This window comes from Clostridium puniceum, from assembly GCF_002006345.1.
In the GTDB taxonomy this organism is placed as follows: domain Bacteria; phylum Bacillota; class Clostridia; order Clostridiales; family Clostridiaceae; genus Clostridium; species Clostridium puniceum.
On sequence record NZ_LZZM01000232.1, the window covers coordinates 1 to 21,583 of the forward strand.

Consider the following 21,583-nt stretch of genomic DNA (forward strand, 5'->3'; position numbering starts at 1 on the left):
AATTTAATCTTAATATATATTGAATATAATATTTTTAAAGCAGTTAGTTTAACTGTTTATAAATTTGTTATATGAGGAGTGATAAAAATGAAAACTTTAAACATATGCATTGATATTGATGGCACTATTACAGATCCTTATTATTGGCTAAGTTATGCTAATAAATATTTTAATCTTAATGTTTCTGAAAGTCAGATTACATCTTATGATATTCATAAAGTCTTAAATATTTATAAAAAAGATTATTTAGAATTTTATGAAAAATTTAAAATTGAAATTCATAGTAAGCAAAAATTAAGAAATGATGTGAAAAAGGTATTAGATATACTTCATAAGTACAATAATCTATACTTTGTAACTGCTAGAGAAGAATCCTTAGAACTAGTAACCTTTCTATATTTATTAGATAATGAAATTCCTTTTGATGAAGTTTTTCACTTAGGTACTCATAATAAAGTTCCTAAAGCAAAAGAGCTAAATTGTAATATTTTTATAGAAGATAGTTATGATAATGCTATTTTACTATCAAATAATGGTTTTAAAGTTATATTAATCGATACAAATTATAATAGGCTTCCAATAAACTCTTCTAATATTATTAGAGCATATAATTGGACTGAAATCTTACAAATTATAACTGAAATTTCAATAGAAAAAGAAGCAATTTAAATCTAATAAGAATTAAATTGCTTCTTTCCAACTTTATTACTTTCAAACATTATATTATTACTTTGTTAAAATCACTTAAATTTCAGAATTTTTTATTAGTCCAATAGCTACTCCAAGAAAGCTAAATTGTTGATCTTCTATAATAATAGGATCATACTTATCATTTTCAGGAGTAAGAACAATTTTTCCTTCTATAATTTTATAGGTCTTTAAAGTAGCCTCCCCTTCAATATCAACTGCAACTATATCGCGGGTATTTGGAATATTTTGCTTACTTATCACTACGTAATCTCCATCATAAATATTTTTATTTATCATAGAATCACCTTTTACTTTAAGCATAAAAGCATCCCTAGAGTTTCTAATCCATTCTTTTGGTAGATAATAACTATCTTCAATAGAATCATTTATAAGTATTGGATTACCAGCAGCAATTTCATTAAATACAGGTATACTTATAACAGCTTCTGCTTTTTCTTCTGAGCCATTATACTCGATATAAATTTCCTCTTCAGCTCCAGAATCCTTTATAAACTTATGAGAAATGTTTCTTTTTAAATCTATATATTCAATTTTATTTAAAGCCATAGTTGAATTAACTACAGTATTTTTTACATTATTTTCTTTTTGTGTTTGTTCCATTTTTTTTGATATTTCTACTCTACTAACCTCATTTTCTTCAAATTTTGTATTTATTTCTTCAATAAAAATAGTATTTAAAGAAACACTTTTACCTTTCATATCATACCCTAAAGCAGCAAAAGATTGACCTTTGGTGAGATATGCATAAGTATTATTATATTGCATAGTATCAAGTATAAAAGTTATGCTTGAATAAGTTTTCTCATTATATAATGCTTTTAAAAATTCTATTTGAACCTTAGTTAAGTCTTGGCTATTATCTATAAAAATATGAGTATAATTTTTACTTGGATTTGTCTTCGCTTCTTTAAGCGCTAGAAGTTCCATATCTTGAACATCTATTTTATTTACCTTTTTTAAGTTATTATTATATTCAACTAAAATTTCATATATAGCTTGTCTTTGCTTTGAATTTTTTCTAAGAATTTTAGGTGCATCAGCGTTTTTACTCATTCTGGAAGGTCTATAGGCATTCTGATATTCTTCTAGATTCATATAGTTACAGGCTTTGATCCACGCAATTTCTTCTTGTATAAATTCAGCAAACTCATTTTTTAATATATTAATTTTTTTATGTGGAGATTTCATTTCTTTTTGTAAAGATTTTTCTATTATAACATTTATTGCTTTTTTAAGTTCTTCTTGACACTCTGTCGTAGATGCAATATTAAATTTCTTTTTATGAGTTTTTTGGTATTTATTAAAATAGTAAGAAGTTAAAGAATCTATTATGCAAATTTCTAATTTATCACTATTATCTGTATCAAAAAAACTGCTTTGATGATACTTTTCCTGATCAATATTTTCATAAATAAAGGATATATTATTTAAATTTTCTTCGCTACAAGTTGTTATAAGTACTCTATCATCTTTAGATATACAATATTTATTAAGTAAAGATGGAATCTTATTTATAAATGCAGTAGTTTTTCCAGTACCAGATATACCTTTTATTAACATGTGACCACTTGGCTTATTATTAATTATTTTCCTTTGTGCTCTATTAAATTCCATATTATCCTCCTTCCCTTCTTCGTTAGCTTTTAATTATGTATATTAGCTAATTCTTGCTTGTTAGCACTTTATAAATTTATTATTTAATTTTTAGTTTTATTATAGTACGAAAATATATAAGTTCACATTAATTTGTTACATTAAAATAAATATATGTAATTTATCAATTAGGATATATTTATTAAATTATTGTGTAATTATACTATATTTTTTGATTATATGTAAAGTTTTGAAATGTATAATTTATTACTATTAAGATAATATATTGTTCATAAAAAATATTTTTATGTTTTACATAATATACAATCGTTGTTTTGATCTTATAAAATAGGTATAATAAACAAGGAAAACTATGTTACTAAAGCAAAATGCTTAAATTCTGGTCAAATAAGAGAGGAGATTAAAATGAAGCCTAATATTATATTTTTTGATATCGATGGAACATTGCTTAGTGAAAAGACATTTAAAGTTCCAGCTAGTGCAAAAGAAGCTATAAAAAAGACACAAGACAATGGACATCTTGTATTTATTAATACAGGAAGACCTATTTTAGAAATTGATGAATGTATTAAAGAACTTAATTTTGATGGATATGTATGCGGATGCGGTACTTATATAGAATTTAAAAATAAAGAGTTATTTTATAGAAGTCTTGGAGTAGATTTATCTAAACGAATCGTAAATAAATTACGTGAGTATCATATTGATGCTATTTTAGAAGGTAAAAAAGGTGTCTATTATGATGATGATGTAAATATAAGTTCTAGCGAAGTCCTTAGGATTAAAGCTCGTCACATAAATGTAGGTTTCTATAAAGGACAAACCTTTGATGATTCTGAAATTGATTTTGATAAATTAGTTATTTGGACAAATGAAGATAGTGACTTTGAGTCTTTTCACAAGGAATTTGAAAATATGTTTGAATTTATACATCGTGGTGAAGGTTTTTATGAAATAGTTCCTTTAGGATTTTCAAAAGCTACTGGTATAAAATATTTAATGAATCGCTTAGATATTCCTCATGAAAATACATATGCAATTGGTGATAGTACCAATGATTTATCTATGCTTAAATATGTTAAAAATAGTATCGCTATGGGTAATAGTAATGCTCTATTATTTGATTTAGTTTCATTTGTTACAAAAGATATTGAAGACGATGGAATTTCTCATGCTTTAAAACATTACAATATAATATAAAATCCATTAGCTTATCTTCAAATTCAATCTAAAAACACTAACTATGGATAGTAGATAATTTTGTAATAAAAAAGACAGTAGGATAGTTTTGTATAAAAACAAAACCACCTACTGTTTTTTTATGCTGAGTTAAATATTCAGTAACATTTCAATTACAAATGTGTTAATAACACAAAACTATATAGAGTCCTACATTAACTCATCTAAAATTTTTATTGCTTCTACATCTTGTCATAATATTTTTGATAATCTCCAGAAGTTACATTTTTCAGTCATTTAGCATGATCTAAATACCACTTGACAGTCGTCTTAATTCCAACTTCAAAAGTAGTTTCAGGATACCATCCTATTTCATCCTTTATTTTTTTAATCATCAAACATCCATTTAATCAAAGAAAACCTTGCTTGTTTAGAGCTGTCATTAATACTTTCCTTTATAGATTTTTCTGAATTAAATAAATTCTGATCCCTTATAATATCTATTTGCTGTTTTAAACTTTCGTTTTCTTTCTCTTTCTCAGCTAATTTTTTTTCAATTGATGCTTTTTCTTTATCCTTTAATAGCAGTTTATTCTCTAAATAACTATTTTTCTCTTTTAATATATCCTTATCATTGGTGCACGATTTAAATTTCTCTTTTTCCTTATAAAATTGATATTGCAACTTTAATATTTGATTTTTTTCATATTTCCTAGCCTCATTTAATCTATTTAGTTCTTCTTCTGAAATTTTAAGCTTTGCTTGCAATTCTTCTTTTTCTCTTTTAAGTATTTCCACTTTTGTAAGATAATCTTTTAGCTCTTCTATTTCACAATCTACATTTTCTGCATTGGCTTTTAAATCTTCATTATGATCCACTTGTGCAACCACTAAATTTTCTAACAGCTCCTGTGAAAAGAATTGTTCTTCTCCATTTATGTTCATTACATATATCTCATGGGAAGTATACTTATTTTGCTTATTCGCTGAATATTCTTGGTAAAATACTTTTATAGGTAATCCGTTATCAAAGTGATTGTATACCCTTGGACTGCTAAAATTTTCTCCATAATTTGTAGAAAAACAACCATAAAGTTTATCGCCACAAATCCACAGAGCCCATAATATATTATTGGATAGTATTAATAAACAAGAATCAATTTTTTTATGTTGAAACAGTATAATATTTTTTTGTAATCCCATTTCTTTATACTGACAAATCACTCTATTAACCTGATCGTCTTGAGTAATAAATAGATAGTACTTTCTATTTTCTTCAAAACAAAAAGTAAAATCTATGTAAGGTAAAAGTGATGTATGTATGACTTCTTGCTTTCCCCACCTCTCTTCAATGATATGAAAATTTCTAGAAGTTAATTGATACATCCCAGCTAACATAGTGTTTAATAGGACTAGGTTGGATTCACAATCTTGAGAAACATCATATGGAAATCTATAATAATAATCTAATTGGGTAATTATTTTTGGAGAACTCCACTGTATCCCATTTCTCGCAATTTGATGAACTAATACTTCTGAATAAGTATGTTTATCTAATATATTATATAACAAATGAATATCATCTGAATGAAAGAATGCTCTAACGTGTATAGGCATGATTACATCATACTTCATATGGAGGAGTATTTTATACTTCCATTCTGTTCCTTCCAATGTACATAAAATGAGATCACCACAAATGTCCTGGCAAAAAACATGAATTCTTTCGTTCCAATCCTCTAAGACATAAAAATATTCAAAGCTCTCTTTATAAATACTTATCTTTTCTGACCAGTTTTGTTTCATAAATATCTGATAATATATACCTTGCTGACTATCATAACAAAATTTTATCAATGTTCCATCTTTCTTCTTTACCAAATAACAATTATATTTTTCGGTAGTCATTATTTTCCCTCTCTTCTTTCTCCACTTCTCTGCCAACCTTCGCAGTTTTTACAAAGTGGAATAAATACTATTTCATCTACAATCACTCTTGTTGAAATTAAAACACTAACACCAAACTTCAAGTTTTTGTTTATAATCACTGGCGTACTTGTTAATTTAGTAAAAGAATTGATTACAAATTGTATTCCCTGTTGCTCTGCATAAGCTGGTATATATAATGTGGCTTTCTGAGTTCCTTCAAGCCTTCCTTCAATAACATACTTTTGTTCCTGTTCATCTTTGCACCCTATGTAATAGGGAATGTAGAATTTATATTGTAGTATTGAATACTCTTTTCGACTATCTATAATTTTTCTATTTTTTGTTTCGTTTATAATTTCACACTTTTGGAATATAATTTCTTCTATATTTATAATCCCTTCCTCTTTTGAGGATACTTTAATCGACACCTCTTGGAAAATCATTTTTTCTTGATAGGTGGATAAAACCTTTTTGGCAAGTATTGTAGTTCCATTTTCTTGTTTCAATTTATCTTCTGAATCCGTCAAAATAAAAGATTCTTCCTGCACCTCAAGTTTACTCTGTATTACTACTCCAATATCATATGGCATACTATTATTTTGTTCAAAAGTAAAAGTATCTAAAATAGTATTACTACAAGTATCAATTCTATCAATTACCCCATTCCCATCAGTACTTCGACTAGTTGCAAGCAGTGTTTTTTTGTCAGGAGATAATCTAAGTCTTTGCAATTCTGGTAGGGTAGTTTTTATTATTGCTATACGTTCTCTTTTTAGTATATCTATAACTTCAATTCTATGTAATCCACTATTTGCTGCATATAAAAGGATTCCATTCTGCTCCAAAGCTGTAATAACAGATCCCTTTTGTAAATGTATATATGAAATATTTCCGCTTTCAAAATCTAGTATGGAGATATTACAATCATAGTTCCCTTTATTAACTCCTTTATTAGCAATATAAACATACTTTTCATTTTCTTCTATGAGAATGTAGTTAGGTGAAGTACCAACACCTTTGTATAGCTTGATTAAATGAAAATCTGATGTATCATAGACTTTTATTTCATTCTGTAAAATATCTAATACAAATAATTTTTTCTTATCCTTATCAAGCTCTAAGCTATCTGCAGCAATAAAACCTGTTATACAACCAATCTTTTCACCAGTTCTCAAATTATAAATGCATATTTCTTCTGTGTCACAGACATAGATCTTCTGAGAGATGGAATCCACTTGTATATTTCCGTTATTAGGCATATTCCATGTTTTATTAGAATCATATAAATCATTAATAAGTGTAACTTTACTATTTCTATCACTGGCTATATACACATCATTTCTTTCATCTACGATGATGTTTTGAGGCCTTGGACCAATTTCAATTTCCTTTATAATATCATAACTATCTCCATCAATAATCGACACCCTACCTGTTCCTGAGTTTGATACATAATAAATCATCTTTTCTCTTTTATCAACCATAGATTCGCCATCACCCCCTCTTTTACCTATACTAAAATTTATGCTTTGTACGTGCTTATTATGCAATAAAAACATAAAAAGACCTGGCTAACCAGATCTTATTGAACTAATTCATAAGTTTCTTTTTTTCCTTCTCTTATAATTTTATATATTGAAGTAGGATAAATATTGTTCTTTTGTAATTCCTTTTGGACAATTTCCATATCCATTTCTTTGAACTTTACTGCCTGAGTACAGCTAATATTAATTTTATTAGGAGCATTAACTAGTTTTGCTTGAATATTTTTCCGAACTAAACGTTCATATATATATAGTGCCCTATGATGAGAAGTAAAGGTCATTGTATAATCATAGTCTTCTATTTTCATGTTAATCACCTCTATTTTGTGTTCTCCTAATATAGCTTATAAAGGCTTCCTACTTTATTATATGCAATGAAACTTTAGTAGTTACTTTATATCCCACTTGGCCTCTTTCTTAATAATCGTTCCATAATAGATTGATTCTTCTCAAATTCAAGTTCATCATACAATTTGTTGTTTTCTTTGCTTATCATCTTAACTTGTTGTCTAATTATTGTATTTTCCTCTTCACATTCTTTTAGTTTATTTTCAATACTTATTTTAAGCTTTCTTTCATTTGCCAACTGTTGATTTGCATCCTCTAGCTCTTTTTGAATATTCTGCTGCAATTCCAATAATACATTATAATTTTCATCTACTTTTCGTTTTTGTTCTAATATTCTAGCAATTCGATCTTCATATTCTTCCATAAATCTTTGCTTCTTTTGTAATTGCATATTTAAAGAAACAATTTTCTTCTCTAAGTTTTTCTTTTCTGATTTTACCCGAGATAATTCAAGTTTTAGGCTTTGAAATACTTCTTCTTCATGCAGTGTAGCTGTGTTAGCTTGATTTACCTCATATTTGAATAAATCCTTCATGTTTACTATAAACTGACTTGGAACAAACAAATACAAATCTAGTTCATTAGTTCCATAAACTTCAACTCCTTTAAGGGAGCTCTCTCCATCGCAACAAATAAAACAATTATACCGGCTCACTGCAACTTTATTGCCCCTATCAAAGTATAATTTACTTCCCCACTTTTCAGAATTAAAAAATGAATAAAAAATCTCGCCTTCTTCCAACCAACAAGAATACAATTTATTACTTTCAATAAATAATATAGGTTCCGTCAGTTCCTTGTTACTTTCATGAACTTTGAACTCCTGTATATTTCCACTCATATCTATACAAACATGATCCAATAAATATATAGAATCCTCTCTAGACTTATTTAATATATGAATATATTTTTGATCCCTTAACACTTGAAATCCGATATCCTCTCCTTGAATACCATAAAGCCTTTTTGCAGAAGACCATCTACGATTTTGAAAAGTGCAATAGTTTAAAGATATCTCATCTCCTTCATCTGTAGTAAAAAATACATCAATATTATTCTTTTCATTTACATTTACTGAATAGTGTTCCTTTAAATTAGATATCAATATAATATCTTGTAGTGCATTAGTTATTATTTCTTTTCCGTTCCATATACAATGCATTAACACTCCATGGTCGCTACCATCATTACCTACTAGTAAATAAAAGATATGCATCTCATATCCGATAATTTCAACTTTTAAATTCTGTATTTCAAACTCATCATTTTCCATTTGATAGAGCATCTTTCCTACCCATTGCTTATCCTTCAAAGTACAGTATTTTAGCTCTCTTTTAATATTGCTGTATACTATATGTATTATATCATTTTCCTCAACATAAACAGCAAATCCAAGAACCTCCTTATCAATTAAACTTTCTTTTGTCCATTTTCCTTCTCCGTACATAATTTTATAACGTAATTCTTTATTATCATTTCGGAAAAACTTCCATATATTATTTGTATAATCAACATATATCCAGGGATATACACTACTCATGTTCACTCCCTCCTTTATAAGATTATATTTTTAGTGAAAACTTATTATTCCATTCCACAAAAAAAATTTTAATCTAGCTTTTTATTATCACCACTTTAATATTTTGACATATCATGTATTGTAAGCATTAAAGATACTTACATTTATTATAACTTCTGAAGAGGAGGATAGTTTATGTCGATTAACTTCAAGAAATTTTCTCCACGTCCTGGTCTTGTAAATAAACAAGGACGTTTACCAGATCCTTCTGAATTAGTTTGCATTGAAGTACCTAAGATCTTTGATCAATGTTTAATCAAAAGATGTCTTGTATACGATGAAGGTCCTGATACAAATACAACAGATTCTGAATTAAGAAGCAATCCCTTAACAGACCCTAAAAGATATATTAGTAGTAGAGACTTTAATTTAAAGTTACTCTCTGCGGACAAGATTCCACTTATTGGAAAACAGGGTTTCAAAAAAGTAATTATTTCTTATAGGATTTCTTTCTATGCAGATTATATTGATGCTAATGGTGTCAAGCAAAGTGAATTGTTTGAAATTAATAGAACAGATGTAATTGGGAAGTTCTACTGTCCCGATTCTATAGCTCAAATTTCTGCTAGTTTTGTACCTGTTCATCAGTCCAAAGATTTAGATTCTAATATAATAAAACTTGAAATGGTTGCTGAGGCTCTAGACGGTGAATTACTACAAGATGAATGCGGAAACGATGTTTTAGATATCACTTTGGGTTACTATATTGTTGTAAAATGTGAACTTATTGTGCAGCTCCTAATACCAGCTTATGACTATTGTCCAGTTCCAGAGGAACCATGTGAAGAAGAGCCAGAGGAAGATCCATGTGAGAGATTTGAAAAAGCTCCAATTCCTAAGTTCTATCCTGATCAAAACTTAGACCCATTATTTTCAGACAGTGATGACAATGATGACCACAATTAGAAAATATTATTAATTTTGTTATAACTGAAAGAATAATTAAAGCTTCTATAGCTAAATGAATAACGTGACTCTACTAAAATTAGTAGTTATAAAAGTATGGTGCTATTTTTTTCACTGATTTATTATATTTATAATAAAACCCACGTATTATCATCACCGTTCTTCGATAAAATTCATATATTTATAGTAGAATCACTAAATGAACAACCAAATATATCCATATAGTAGTTTAAAATTAAAATTTATCTAATTAAAAGGAGGAATTCGTTTATGAATTCGATGTCAAAAGGTTATTATAATGATGATTGTGATCATGGTAAGAAAGAAAAAAAACCTTGTCCAACTATTATAAAATGTAGTTGCCCTAGTTCAACTACAATCCCTGCTGCTATTACAGTAGGAACTAGTTTTACCGTTAGTTCTCTTACTTTAGATACTTCTAGCTTATCTGATCCATGCACTAAGCTAGAATTTGCAAGTAATCTTGTTGCTCCGGTTTTATTTAGTGGAACTATAAACTTTCAAGTATTTAAACTTTGTAAAGGTCAAGTCACTCCAGTTCCTGTTGGACCTTCATGGACATTCACTCGAGCAGCAGGAGTAATTTTATCTGACACATTCACCTTCTTCGTTTGTGACTGTGATTCTTGTATTGATGATTGCTGCACCTATACAGTAGTTGCAACTGTTACTGCAGTTATTGCTGGTGGTATTAGTATCAATAACTCAACACTTGGAGCAATATCAACATGCAGATCAAGTAAATGCTGCTAATAATCAAGTAAAAAGCTATTGGTTAAGTGGACACCCAATTGGTGTCCCTGAACCTTACAGAACTAAGTTCTATATTCTTTTTCAATGTGCTCATAAAGAATTATTCTTTAATTACTTATAATATGATAACAAATTCTAGAATAAAAAATCATTTAAACTAGAGGTTACTGACCTTGAGTTTTTTCGCAAGTTAAATTATATTACCTCCTATGTATTTGATTATTACACAAAAATAATATAAGAAGATGATAAGTTCATAAATGAAGAAATTTGTAGTATTGTTTAGGGAAATATTTAGGAACACCTAATATCCTATGAGTATATGACTAAATTTCAGGAGAATATTGCATATAAAAATAACAATCATTTCTAGGAATATAATTAACCTAAGTCACATTTAAGTCTGACTTAGGTTTTCATTTTTTATTGCTTATAAATCTTGCCATAATACTTTTGATAATCTCCAGAAGTTAAATTTTCCAGCCATTTGGCATTATCTAAGTACCACTTAATAGTCTTCTTAATTCTAACCTCAAAAGTAGTTTCAGGATATCATCCTATTTCTTCTTTTATTTTTTCTGGTGCTATTCCATATCTTCTATCATGACTTTTTCTATCTTCAACATATTTAGTTAAATTTTCAGTTACATCTCTATCTACATTTTCATTTACATACGATATAACTGTTTTAACTATTTGTATATTAGTTCTTTCATTATATAACTAATCTCGTATATTCATACCATCATCATATACTTACAGATTTTTATGTTGCAGACAATTATTAATTATTAGTGGAATTAGCTTTTCTGGAAATTGAAATGGACCATAGTTATTTTGAACATCTTTTTATATTTAAAGACATTTTATAAGTATCATAGAAAGACTTAACTATCAAATCAGAGCTTGCTTTACTTGATGAATATAGGCTACGAAGATCCAGTGGTGTTATTTCCACCAAAAATCCTCCTGATCCTAAAGATCCATAAACCTCATCTGTTGATACATTAAGGAATTTAACACTTTCTTTAAATCCGTCTTGTGTTTCCCAAGCATTTTTAGTACAATTAAGCATATTAACTGTGCCAAGTACATTCTCCCTTACCTGTGCAATGATATACTCCATATTCTTCTGTTTCTATTAGATTTAATATATGATAGCTACCATTATTTGCATTAGTAGGATTACCCCATTGATTATTTACAACATTTATAGAATCTTTATCTTTTCTTAATTTTCTCATAGTATAAACAAAATTATGTCCTACAAATCCATAAAGCCAAGCTGTTCTTAGCTACAGAAATCGTAATGAAAGCATTTAAAATTGCTCCAGAAAAAATTGAAGGTTGGAAGTTAAAATTAGTAAGCAGTATTGAGCCCGCCTTTAATCAGTATGTAAATGATTATTTATCATCATATCCAGAATTAAAAAGTAAAATTATTTTTACTGAACCTATATACGATAGAAAGTTACTGATGGAAGAGTACAAAAAATCAAAAATATTTTGTTTAACATCTAGATAGGAAGCTTTTGCTCAAGTATTTGCTGAAGCAGCCTTTAATGGAAATTACATTATATCTTCATAGGATATTATTGCTGACAAAAGATATGGTAGTATATTTCCTATAAATGATTTTGAAGCTCTTTCCAAAGAGCTCATTACAGCTTGTTCTGATGAAATAACGCTTAAAGAAGTTTGCAATGGTATTCAACTTAATACAAGAAATTATTTTGATTGTATAAAACTTTGCGAACATATAAATTCTTTTTTTTATTTATAATTATTGCAAATCAAGAACATCCTGCCTCTTGATTTTCCATATACAGTTACAACGTAGGTACACTTTTTTTGCTAATATTCATAAAATATACTTAAACAATATACTTCATTTATTTTTCAATGATTTCCATAAAATGAATAATAATCACATTTCTAAATTAGTTAGAGGAGAAATGAAAATTAATGTTTGAAAATAAAAAAACTTCAATAATAATTTTAACCTATAACAATCTTAGTTATAATCGTATCTGTCTTGATAGTATAAGAAAATACACCCCTACCCAAACTTATGAAATAATTATTGTAGATAATAATTCTACTGATGGAACTCGAGAATGGCTTAAAGAACAGACTGATATTAAACTTATTTTAAATGATGAAAATGTAGGTTTTCCAAAAGGATGTAATCTTGGAATCGAGGCATCTGAGAACGACAACGATCTTTTATTTTTAAACAACGATACTAAAGTTACACCAAGGTGGCTTAATAATCTTAAAATGTGCCTTTATAGTGATGATAAAATTGGCGCAACTGCATCTATAACTAATAACTGTTCCAATTATCAAGTTATAAGTGCTCCCTATAACGATATGGAAGATATGATTGAATTTGCAGATAGTAATAATATTTCAGCACAAAAAAAGTGGGAGCAAAAGGCCAGACTTGTAGCATTCTGTATGTTAATTAAAAGAGAGGTTATTAATAAAATTGGTCCTTTTGATGAAAGATTTACTCCTGGAAACTTTGAAGATGATGATTTATGTATGAGAATTATAGAAGCGGGATATAAACTTATGGTTTGTAATGATAGTTTTATACACCATTTTGGAAGCACATCTTTTAAAAAAGATTATACTAAATTTAGTGATGTTTTAAGAACAAATGCTCAAAGATTTGAAGAAAAATGGGGTTTTAATTCTAATTCCCAAAGTCTATTAAAATTTGATGTTATAGGCCGTATAAATGAATCAATGGAGAAAGAATTAAATATCCTTGAGTTTGATTGCGGTCTTGGTGCTACATTGCTTAGATTAAAATACATGTATCCTAATTCAAGACTGTACGGTATAGAATCAAATAAAAATATAGCCAGAATATGTGGAAAAATAATAGATGTAATGACTGAAGAATTTGAAGAAAACTATATTATGAATTTTAAAGAAAGTAAAGTAGATTTTTTTGACTATGTAATTCTTGGAAATAAACTTCAATTTAGTAAAGATCCCTGGAAATTACTAAAAGAGATTAAAAAATTTCTAAAATCTGGAGGATATATAATCGCTACGATACCTAATGCAATGCACTATTCAGTGATAAAAGGCTTACTAAGTGGGCAGTTTATATATAACAAAAATTCAATATTAAATAGAAGTTATAATAAGTTTTTTACCTTATCAGATATATACAAAATATTTGATGAATGTGGTTATATCAATCCATATGTATTTCACTACTACACACAAATAACAGAGGAAGATGATAAGTTTTTAAATCAAATTTGCAGTATTGTTGGCGAAAATCTGAAGGAACATTTTATATCCTATGAATATGTAGCTAAGTTTCAAAAAAATATTGCAGATGAAAATAACAATAATTGTTAATATACACATTAACCTAAATCACATTAAAGTGTGACTTAGGTTTTTATTTACCACAAAAATATATAAATTGTGATAACAATTTTAGATTTGTATTTATGGAAATTATCATATTGTAATGTTATTATAGCAACTTATATAAATTAGGAAATAATTATTTATTATTTAATCTATAGTATTCATAATATGAATTTATTATTTGTAAAAATACTAAATTTGATAATATATAATCATTAAACGTAACTATTTATTGTCTTGTGTCCAATTATAGTAATGCAGTTTACAATAATTTTCATAAAAACAGAAGAAAAAGAAAAAAATAAGAAGATGATACAAAGCCTATTGCACTTCATTAATCATACCGATGTGTTTAGAAGTTTATTAACGTTTGATTTATCCGGTGTCATTCCCTCAGGAAACACTATATTAAATGCTTCGTTAAATTTGTTTGTTTATAGAAAAGATCTACCGTAACCACAAATTGTTAGTGTCTTTACAAATGCAAGTGACTTTTCCGAAAACACAGTTACCTTGAATAATTCAGTACCAAACAATGGAATTATGTTAGTTGGAATGGAGAATATAATTGATAATATCATAGGCTATTTGTCTAATGATTTTATCGTTATAACATCAAGACTATTTTTAAGTATAGAATTTACTAAAAGCGGTTCAACTTGTCCTGATGGAGCCACTGGTGCTACGGGTAGTGTTATTGGCGCACATCAACTATTCTTTACCGATGTTGGAAGTACACTAACTGTATCTCCTATCACCACCGAAACTACAGTAGTATCAACAACAACAACAACTACTACTACTACTACTACTACTACATCTGGTCAAAATGTTAAAGTTGATTTTGCTATTGGAGTACTGAGTGTTACTACTGCAAATGCTGTTATTGTTTTTCAAGTTAGGCTATACAGAGGTAATCCTACTACTGGCACTTTGGTTGCCTTCAGAGAAGTTGACCGAACAATTAGTACAGCTGGAACTCAACGTTTTCCTGTCTCTAACACTTATGTGGACACAGCAGTAATAACAGGAACAACAACTTATACCGTAACAGTTGCTTTTCTAGTAACAACTAATGGTATAACTTTCTAATAATTTTTTAATCTTATGAGGATGCTCTTATTGAGCATCCTTTATTCTTTTTGTTTTATTAATATAATGAAACTATTTGTGGTATTGTGTCAAATTAAATTTTTTTTCATATTATATAATGTAAAATTTTAAAGAAGGTGATTATTTGATAGCTATTAGTCTTTGTATGATAGTTAAAGATGAAGAAGATTCAATAGCAAATTGTTTAGAATCAGTAAAAGATATAGCTGATGAGATAATAATTGTTGATACCGGCTCTCATGATAAAACCAAAGATATTGTTAAAAAATACACATCGAAGGTTTATAATTTTAAATGGATTGATGATTTTTCTGCTGCAAGGAACTTTTCTTTTAGTAAGGCCACTAAAGATTATATTCTTTGGCTAGATGCTGATGATGTTTTTGTTCCTGAGGATATAGTTAGGTTTAAAACTTTAAAAGAAACTTTAGATCCTTCTGTAGATTCTGTAACAGCTAAGTATAATATAGCTTTTGATGAATATGGAAATGTAACAGCAAGTTACAGACGTAATCGCTTAGTTAAAAGATCTAATAATTTCAAGTGGTATGGTTTTGTTCACGAGTATTTAGCAGTTGGTGGAAATATATTCAATAGCGAAATTGCAGTAACTCATAAAAAGTTAAAGCATACTCCAAAACGTAATCTAGAAATCTTTAGAAGCAAATTAGAACAAGGAATTGAATTTACTACAAGAGATATTCTTTATTATGCTAACGAGTTACACGACCATAATATGTTCGACAAAGCTCTAGAATACTACAACAAGTTTTTAGATTCGAAACAAGGCTGGTTCGAGGATAACATTCGAGTTTGTGGAAAATTATGCGATTACTACCAAAGTATTTACAATATGGACGATACTAGAAAATACGCTTTTAAGAGCTTCGAATATGATACCCCAAGAGCTGAAGCTTGCTGTAAAATTGGTTTTTCTTTTTTACATGAGAAGAAATATAAGCAAGCAGCTTTTTGGTATGAAGAAGCTACAAAACTTAAGAAACCAAAAGATAGTTGGGGATTTTTTAATGATGCATGTTGGACATGGCTGCCTCACTTACAACTATGCGTTTGCTACGACAAATTAGGAAATTATAAACTAGCATATGAGCATAATGAAATTGCTAGCAAATTTAGACCTAACGATGACCGAATATTATATAACAAAAAATATTTTCAAGGCTTAGGTTTTAATTAAAATAATAAGGCACATTGAAGAAAATAGCAAGTCAAAATTTGCAATGAATATATTTTTTATCAGGCAAGGAAGTAATTTATGCTCATAGCAGGACCTATTAGCCTAAATTGCTGATGCAGGATGATGGAAAATAGGCTGGCGGATTGACTTGTTATTTTTTTGATTGTGCGTATGTAGGTTTGCAAAAAAGTTTGATCAAAATAATCTCGCTAAAGCTGATTATTTGGTAAAGCAAAAGACTAGATTTTGAAACAAAGATTGATCAAAAATTAGTCTTTTAGTTTTTGTAATAAAGTTTGATCATTTTGGCCTATAGAGTTCCTAGCTCAACTATTAATTTATGATGTTTTTATTCAACCAGATTTCCTCCATCTTTAAAGGCTCTTAAAGATAACTCTTCAAACATTTCATCATTATTTCCACAATAGTGTATGCAGTCCTTCAATTTCCAACCAAATGCATAAAAAATATTATTAACATATTTAATGGCCTCTGCACCTTTATTAGGATCTAAACTTCCTTGAGCAAATATAGTTATTAACTTTTTACCTGGATGTCTAGGAATAAAAGTATGTGGAAGCTCTTCAACCATTGGAAATATACGGTCTAACCAAATTTTTGCTTGACCTGTAATTTGGAAAACATAGATTGGAGAACCAAATACAATAGCATCTGCCTCAGCAATAGCTTTATACATTGGCTGTAAATAATCATTAATAGCACATCCGTCATGGGTACGACAATAAAAACATCCTTGGCATCCACGGATTCCAGTATCATTTAAATCAAATTCAATAACTTCAGCACCTTTTGATTTTGCTCCTTTTGCTACTTGATCTAATAACTTTGTGGTATATCCATTCTTTCTTGGACTACCTTTAAAAATAACTACTTTTGACATTTCGCATCTCTCCTTTTAGATATAATTTTTTTAAAAATTAATTCAATTATCTATTTACTAACATCTTCCTACTACAACTCACCCTTATAATAGCTGTTTAATTATGTGTTCTTAATATGACAGACCTTTGTTAATTTGATAGTGAGCTTTTCTACTTTGTCCCTAATTACACAGATACTACTATTCCCATTTACCTGGTTTCGGTTTCCTATTCCGATTTTTTGTACTTTGTCAAAAATAACGTTGGGATTATTGCGATCACTGTAAAACCAATGATCCACCAAAAGGCAACATTATATGCACTTGTGACATTTTGCATGTTCGATACGGAATGCGTAGCTATCTGATGCTGAACAATAGTTGCAAGTATCGCAGATCCGAATGCACCACCGATTGTTTGTAATATCCTTGTGGCAATACTTGCGTGAGGAATTTGCTCATTACTTAGTCCCATATATGCGGAGACCATGATTGGGATAAACACTCCTCCAAGGCCTGCTCCTCGTATAAGTAGTACAACAGCTAATAGGACTTGATTCGTTTCGGAGTTAGCAAAGGCGAAAGGAAGTGTACCTATTGAAGTAATTACGAGGCTTACCAAAACTATTGGCCTCGCTCCTATTTGATCGGTCAACTTTCCCATCTTACTTCTTGTCAACAACATACCAATTCCTTGGGGAATTAACAAAAGACCTGCAAATAAAACACTTTCACCACGCACCTGCTGATAGTATAATGGCAGAAGCAATAACCCACCATTTGTGATGAAGCCCGACATGAAGAGCAAAATAGTCGAAGCAGAAAAATTGCGTGACCTAAACAGCTGCAAATCGAGCACTGGAGAAATCCTTGTACGTAAGGCGTATACAACAAACACAATCATCAGAAGCAATCCAATCACTATAGGAACAAGCACTGCACTGCTGTTTAGACCACCTTGAGATGCTATTTTAGCAATACCGTAAATTAGTAAGGCAAATGCGGGAGATAAGATTAGAATGCCGATAATATCAAGATGCTGTTTCTTGTCGAAGAGGTCGTCCTTTGGTATTCCCCACAAAGCTAGCAATAAGGCGATAATGGTCACCGGAATATTAACATAAAAAATCCAACGCCAGCCTAAGCTGTTCACAATAATCCCACCCAGCACTGGGCCAAGAATAGGCGCCAACATCATTGGTATACTAGTAATAGATGCCATACGTCCCATATTGCGACCACCGGATACTTGAAAAAGCATGGTTGTCATAGTAGGCATCAATAAACCTGCGCCAATTCCCTGCAGGATACGGAACCCAATCAAGGAACCTATATTCCATGACAGCGCTGAAAGAATTGAACCTGCCAAGAATACTACTAGAGAAAATTGATAAAGCCGCTTACCGCCAAAACGATTAATAGCCCATCCTGAAATCGGTACGGCCATTGCCATCGCTAGCACATATCCTGTTACGACCCATTGAATTACTGAAACGGTGCTTTTCAGATCACTTGATAAGGTTTTTATGGCCACATTGACCATTGTAGTATCCAATAACGGTGCCAAAGAACCAAACACCAAGATTAATGATACTTTAAGCAGCATCGGATCAAGCTTTTCTTTCTGAGGTTTTGAATTGTTTGCTTTATTTTTTGTCATATTAGACCCTCCTTCTTGTATAATCTCTTACAGAACTTTCATAAGAGTCATCCAAAACTTATGTTACAGTATACACATCTCTGCATTTCGTTCTTAAAGAAATCTTTGATTCATACGACAACTTGTTGTACAATTGTATTGTAATAATTTTACGAATCTTCATCAACCAACAATCATGGTTGATTTGTCGGTTTTTGCATAGGTTAAGGAGGTTATTTCTATGAACAAGCAACCTGAAATTACTAAACAGACAAGGAAAAATTTAATGGATGCATTCTGGCAGATATACTGTGAAAAAAGAATCGAGAAAATCACAGTAAAAGATATAACAACTAAGGCTGGCTATAATAGAGGCACCTTCTATGAATATTTTACCGATGTATACGATGTGCTAGAGCAAATAGAATCCTCAATTTTACCAGATTGGGTAAAGCATAAAGACATCCTAATGGATACTAACAACCATCTATCGCTCAAACATCTTACCGAAGTATATATCCGAAACAAAAGGTACTTTGTTGTTCTATTAGGGAAAAATGGTGATCCCGCTTTTCATGAAAAGATTAAAAGCGTATACAAAGAATTGGTACGCCCCAGCTTTCAGTCACTCTATACAGATGATTTCACATTGGAATGTACATTAGAATATATGATGTCTGCTTTCATTGGCGTGCTTACGTATTGCTTTACACAAGAAGAAGACCCGGACATCCAAAATATACTGCAAATTCTATGGGATCTTATGCATGATCAGCATAATAAAATAATCAATCTGATATTTTAATTTCTATAAATGTAGGTTTGGAATAAAGTTTAATCAAATATTGGTTGATGAGTTTGAGGATCTTCTGGATGCTTTATTCCTAATTCTAAGGCTATAGCTAACGTATCCTCAATTGGTAACAGTGGATATTGTTCTCTAATATCAACTACATCATCCAAAAACTCTAATAAATAGAACTAGTTTCTTTCCATATCAGATAAGAATTCATGTTGTCTATTCGTTTTTATTCCTTTTAATCTCGTAACCCTTCCTTTCGAGGTACATCTTGAATTTTAATCCAAGGTTTATAATTCTCTCCTACACCACTTCACCTATCATCTTTAAGTCTAACTTCAATACTCTGTATTCTTTTTCTTTTAGCCATTGCTTCACACCTCTCTAAACAAAAAGACTAGACATTATTAATTTACTTAAAATGCCTAGTCTCATATGATTTCTATTAATTTTAGTCTTGATAAATTTCAAACGATCAAACTTTCTTTCAGACGATCGATCTTTTTTCCAAATCTACAGCGTAGTTTTTTCTTTGTAGTCATTGAACTTTGTTGTACCTTATGTATATTTAGTTAATATTTTTTCCTCTTTTTAATAAGTAGTACTATACAAAATGTTATTAGTTCCTGCTGTTGATTTACAATTAAAACTGACCCACCTTTTACGAGCAAAGTTGACCCACCTAAGTTCATAAAGTATCCTAGCCTTTGTAATGAAGGTTAGGAGGAAAAACATAGGTGAAAGACGTGAAAGATTGGATAACCGTAAAAAGAATGCATGAAAGGGGGATGCCTATAAGACAAATTGCTAGAGAATTAAAAATATCAAGAAATACCGTCAAAAGATTAATTAAACTTAATGAAGAACCACAGTATAAAAAAAGACAATATGAAACTAAGATAGATTCTCATATTGAAGAAATTAGAACATGGTATCTTGATCCTGAATATAACTTTATTGGCACCAGAATTTACCGTGAACTAAAGAAGCGTGGTTATGAAGGTAGCATATCACCAATTTATAGATACTTAAATACACTTAAGGAAGAGAAGTTATCAATTCCTTTAAAAGCAACTAAGCGTATTGAAACTCCTTTAGGAGATCAAGCTCAATTTGATTGGGCTCATTATTCAATGAAGATTGATGATGAGAAGATACCTATTTACTGTTTTTCACTAATTTTAGCAGCATCACATAAGAAAGCTATTGTATTTTCTAAGTCTTACGACGGCGAAGCTATTTATGAAGCAATACATTTGTTATTCAAAAGATTTGGTGGTACAACAAAAGAATTGCTTATTGATAATCCTAAAGCACTAGTTGATTCAAATACCGTTGGGGATGAAGTAAATTTTAATGTTAGTGCATTAAGATTAGCTCATTATCTTGGAATATCACTTAATGCCTGTAATCCTTACAGGGCACGTACAAAGGGAAAAGTTGAACGACCTTTTAAGTATATTGAAGAGCAGTTTGTAAAAGGTAATAGTTTTAAATCTATGACTGAGTTAAATGAAGCCGCTGAGATATTTATCGAAGAATCTAATAATACTAAACACAGTACAACATTACGAATAACTAACGAATTTTTTGCAGAAGAGTTTCCACATTTACTTCCAATTAGAAGTAAGCCTTTTATAATAGCAAATCTTAAAGAAAGAAAGGTTAGTTTAGATTCATATATATCTGTAGATGCAGTAAAATATAGTGTTCCAGTTGAATATGTCAGTAAAAAAGTTTCCTTTAGAATATCCTTAGGTTATAAGCTAGAAGTATTTAATTCTTCTTTAGATATAATTGCAACTCATGAAATTATTAAAGATAAAGGTAGAATGGTTACAACAGATGAACATTATGGTGAGTTAAATAATATAGTTCCTAAATCCATTCCTGAAATAATAAGGCAATTTGAAAATACATTTTCTAACGGTAAGATTTTTTATAAAAATTGCATACCTCATTTAAAACAAC

General features: G+C 29.5%; 18 protein-coding genes and 2 pseudogenes. 10 read left to right on the top strand and 10 right to left on the bottom strand.

The window, feature by feature from the left end; translation table 11 throughout:
• Positions 1-87: 87 nt before the first annotated feature.
• The gene (locus CLPUN_RS24740) at positions 88-669 is read left to right on the top strand and encodes a 5' nucleotidase, NT5C type (protein WP_077849868.1); all 582 of its coding nucleotides are present in this window, start codon (positions 88-90) and stop codon (positions 667-669) included.
• Positions 670-744: 75 nt separating this feature from the next.
• Here the strand turns inward: CLPUN_RS24740 and lexA are convergent, their stop codons facing one another.
• Positions 745-2,325 (bottom strand): transcriptional repressor LexA, encoded by a 1,581-nt coding sequence (gene lexA / locus CLPUN_RS24745; RefSeq protein ID WP_077849869.1) that lies wholly within the window; start codon positions 2,323-2,325, stop codon positions 745-747.
• A gap of 405 nt (positions 2,326-2,730) precedes the next feature.
• On the opposite strand from lexA, the gene CLPUN_RS24750 reads away from it, so the two are divergent.
• Positions 2,731-3,525, top strand: coding sequence for a Cof-type HAD-IIB family hydrolase (locus CLPUN_RS24750; protein WP_077849870.1), 795 nt, complete (start codon positions 2,731-2,733; stop codon positions 3,523-3,525).
• A 366-nt stretch (positions 3,526-3,891) separates the two neighbouring features.
• On the opposite strand, the gene CLPUN_RS24755 is transcribed toward CLPUN_RS24750, so the two are convergent.
• The 4 genes from CLPUN_RS24755 to CLPUN_RS24770 all read right to left on the bottom strand — a co-directional run bounded on the left by CLPUN_RS24755 (position 3,892) and on the right by CLPUN_RS24770 (position 8,865).
• Positions 3,892-5,412, bottom strand: coding sequence for a hypothetical protein (locus CLPUN_RS24755; RefSeq protein WP_077849871.1), 1,521 nt, complete (start codon positions 5,410-5,412; stop codon positions 3,892-3,894).
• Entirely contained in the window at positions 5,412-6,917 is a 1,506-nt protein-coding gene (locus CLPUN_RS24760; RefSeq protein ID WP_077849872.1) for a YncE family protein, read from the bottom strand. Before CLPUN_RS24760 ends, CLPUN_RS24755 begins: the two co-directional genes overlap by 1 nt.
• A gap of 98 nt (positions 6,918-7,015) precedes the next feature.
• Complete coding sequence (locus tag CLPUN_RS24765) at positions 7,016-7,285, bottom strand: putative Se/S carrier protein (RefSeq protein ID WP_077849873.1); 270 nt, start codon at positions 7,283-7,285, stop codon at positions 7,016-7,018.
• Positions 7,286-7,371: 86 nt separating this feature from the next.
• A complete protein-coding gene (locus CLPUN_RS24770) occupies positions 7,372-8,865 on the bottom strand; it encodes a hypothetical protein (RefSeq protein ID WP_077849874.1) in 1,494 nt (497 codons plus the stop codon).
• Positions 8,866-9,039: 174 nt separating this feature from the next.
• Between CLPUN_RS24770 and CLPUN_RS24775 the strand changes: the two genes are divergently transcribed.
• Positions 9,040-9,810, top strand: a complete 771-nt coding sequence (locus CLPUN_RS24775) for a hypothetical protein (protein WP_077849875.1) — start codon at positions 9,040-9,042, stop codon at positions 9,808-9,810.
• Positions 9,811-10,080: 270 nt separating this feature from the next.
• Entirely contained in the window at positions 10,081-10,584 is a 504-nt protein-coding gene (locus CLPUN_RS24780; RefSeq protein ID WP_077849876.1) for a DUF4489 domain-containing protein, read from the top strand.
• A 423-nt stretch (positions 10,585-11,007) separates the two neighbouring features.
• Here CLPUN_RS24780 and CLPUN_RS24785 read toward each other — a convergent pair.
• Both CLPUN_RS24785 and CLPUN_RS24790 read right to left on the bottom strand, forming a co-directional pair.
• Positions 11,008-11,686: pseudogene (locus CLPUN_RS24785) on the bottom strand (GDP-mannose 4,6-dehydratase); the annotation flags it as partial.
• Positions 11,667-11,879: pseudogene (locus CLPUN_RS24790) on the bottom strand (sugar nucleotide-binding protein); the annotation flags it as partial. The pseudogenes CLPUN_RS24790 and CLPUN_RS24785, both read right to left, overlap by 20 nt.
• Positions 11,880-11,893: 14 nt before the next feature.
• Here CLPUN_RS24790 and CLPUN_RS28990 point away from each other — a divergent pair.
• The 4 genes from CLPUN_RS28990 (at position 11,894) to CLPUN_RS24810 (ending at position 16,294) form a co-directional block, all read left to right on the top strand.
• Positions 11,894-12,109, top strand: a complete 216-nt coding sequence (locus tag CLPUN_RS28990) for a hypothetical protein (RefSeq protein ID WP_242954250.1) — start codon at positions 11,894-11,896, stop codon at positions 12,107-12,109.
• A gap of 440 nt (positions 12,110-12,549) precedes the next feature.
• The gene (locus CLPUN_RS24800; RefSeq protein WP_077849878.1) at positions 12,550-13,968 is read left to right on the top strand and encodes a glycosyltransferase; all 1,419 of its coding nucleotides are present in this window, start codon (positions 12,550-12,552) and stop codon (positions 13,966-13,968) included.
• Between the two features lie 528 nt (positions 13,969-14,496).
• On the top strand, positions 14,497-15,075 hold the full coding sequence (locus CLPUN_RS24805) for a hypothetical protein (protein ID WP_077849879.1): 579 nt from the start codon (positions 14,497-14,499) through the stop codon (positions 15,073-15,075).
• A gap of 145 nt (positions 15,076-15,220) precedes the next feature.
• Entirely contained in the window at positions 15,221-16,294 is a 1,074-nt protein-coding gene (locus tag CLPUN_RS24810) for a glycosyltransferase (protein ID WP_077849880.1), read from the top strand.
• A 349-nt stretch (positions 16,295-16,643) separates the two neighbouring features.
• On the opposite strand, the gene CLPUN_RS24815 is transcribed toward CLPUN_RS24810, so the two are convergent.
• On the bottom strand, positions 16,644-17,195 hold the full coding sequence (locus CLPUN_RS24815; protein ID WP_077849881.1) for a flavodoxin family protein: 552 nt from the start codon (positions 17,193-17,195) through the stop codon (positions 16,644-16,646).
• A 208-nt stretch (positions 17,196-17,403) separates the two neighbouring features.
• Positions 17,404-18,834, bottom strand: a complete 1,431-nt coding sequence (locus CLPUN_RS24820) for an MDR family MFS transporter (protein ID WP_077849882.1) — start codon at positions 18,832-18,834, stop codon at positions 17,404-17,406.
• Positions 18,835-19,054: 220 nt separating this feature from the next.
• On the opposite strand from CLPUN_RS24820, the gene CLPUN_RS24825 reads away from it, so the two are divergent.
• A complete protein-coding gene (locus CLPUN_RS24825; protein ID WP_077849883.1) occupies positions 19,055-19,618 on the top strand; it encodes a TetR/AcrR family transcriptional regulator in 564 nt (187 codons plus the stop codon).
• A 29-nt stretch (positions 19,619-19,647) separates the two neighbouring features.
• Here CLPUN_RS24825 and CLPUN_RS24830 read toward each other — a convergent pair whose 3' ends face one another.
• Positions 19,648-19,776, bottom strand: coding sequence for a TnsA endonuclease N-terminal domain-containing protein (locus CLPUN_RS24830; protein WP_077849884.1), 129 nt, complete (start codon positions 19,774-19,776; stop codon positions 19,648-19,650).
• A gap of 573 nt (positions 19,777-20,349) precedes the next feature.
• On the opposite strand from CLPUN_RS24830, the gene istA reads away from it, so the two are divergent.
• Positions 20,350-21,583: IS21 family transposase (istA, locus tag CLPUN_RS24835; RefSeq protein WP_077849885.1), on the top strand; the 1,234-nt coding region annotated here is incomplete at its 3' end.

Coding starts and splice junctions, on each gene's coding strand:
- CLPUN_RS24740 (WP_077849868.1), top strand. CDS start 88: ATGAAAACTTTAAACATATGCATTGATATTGATGGCACTATTACAGAT.
- lexA (WP_077849869.1), bottom strand. CDS start 2,325: ATGGAATTTAATAGAGCACAAAGGAAAATAATTAATAATAAGCCAAGT.
- CLPUN_RS24750 (WP_077849870.1), top strand. CDS start 2,731: ATGAAGCCTAATATTATATTTTTTGATATCGATGGAACATTGCTTAGT.
- CLPUN_RS24755 (WP_077849871.1), bottom strand. CDS start 5,412: ATGACTACCGAAAAATATAATTGTTATTTGGTAAAGAAGAAAGATGGA.
- CLPUN_RS24760 (WP_077849872.1), bottom strand. CDS start 6,917: ATGGTTGATAAAAGAGAAAAGATGATTTATTATGTATCAAACTCAGGA.
- CLPUN_RS24765 (WP_077849873.1), bottom strand. CDS start 7,285: ATGAAAATAGAAGACTATGATTATACAATGACCTTTACTTCTCATCAT.
- CLPUN_RS24770 (WP_077849874.1), bottom strand. CDS start 8,865: ATGAGTAGTGTATATCCCTGGATATATGTTGATTATACAAATAATATA.
- CLPUN_RS24775 (WP_077849875.1), top strand. CDS start 9,040: ATGTCGATTAACTTCAAGAAATTTTCTCCACGTCCTGGTCTTGTAAAT.
- CLPUN_RS24780 (WP_077849876.1), top strand. CDS start 10,081: ATGAATTCGATGTCAAAAGGTTATTATAATGATGATTGTGATCATGGT.
- CLPUN_RS28990 (WP_242954250.1), top strand. CDS start 11,894: ATGAAAGCATTTAAAATTGCTCCAGAAAAAATTGAAGGTTGGAAGTTA.
- CLPUN_RS24800 (WP_077849878.1), top strand. CDS start 12,550: ATGTTTGAAAATAAAAAAACTTCAATAATAATTTTAACCTATAACAAT.
- CLPUN_RS24815 (WP_077849881.1), bottom strand. CDS start 17,195: ATGTCAAAAGTAGTTATTTTTAAAGGTAGTCCAAGAAAGAATGGATAT.
- CLPUN_RS24820 (WP_077849882.1), bottom strand. CDS start 18,834: ATGACAAAAAATAAAGCAAACAATTCAAAACCTCAGAAAGAAAAGCTT.
- CLPUN_RS24825 (WP_077849883.1), top strand. CDS start 19,055: ATGAACAAGCAACCTGAAATTACTAAACAGACAAGGAAAAATTTAATG.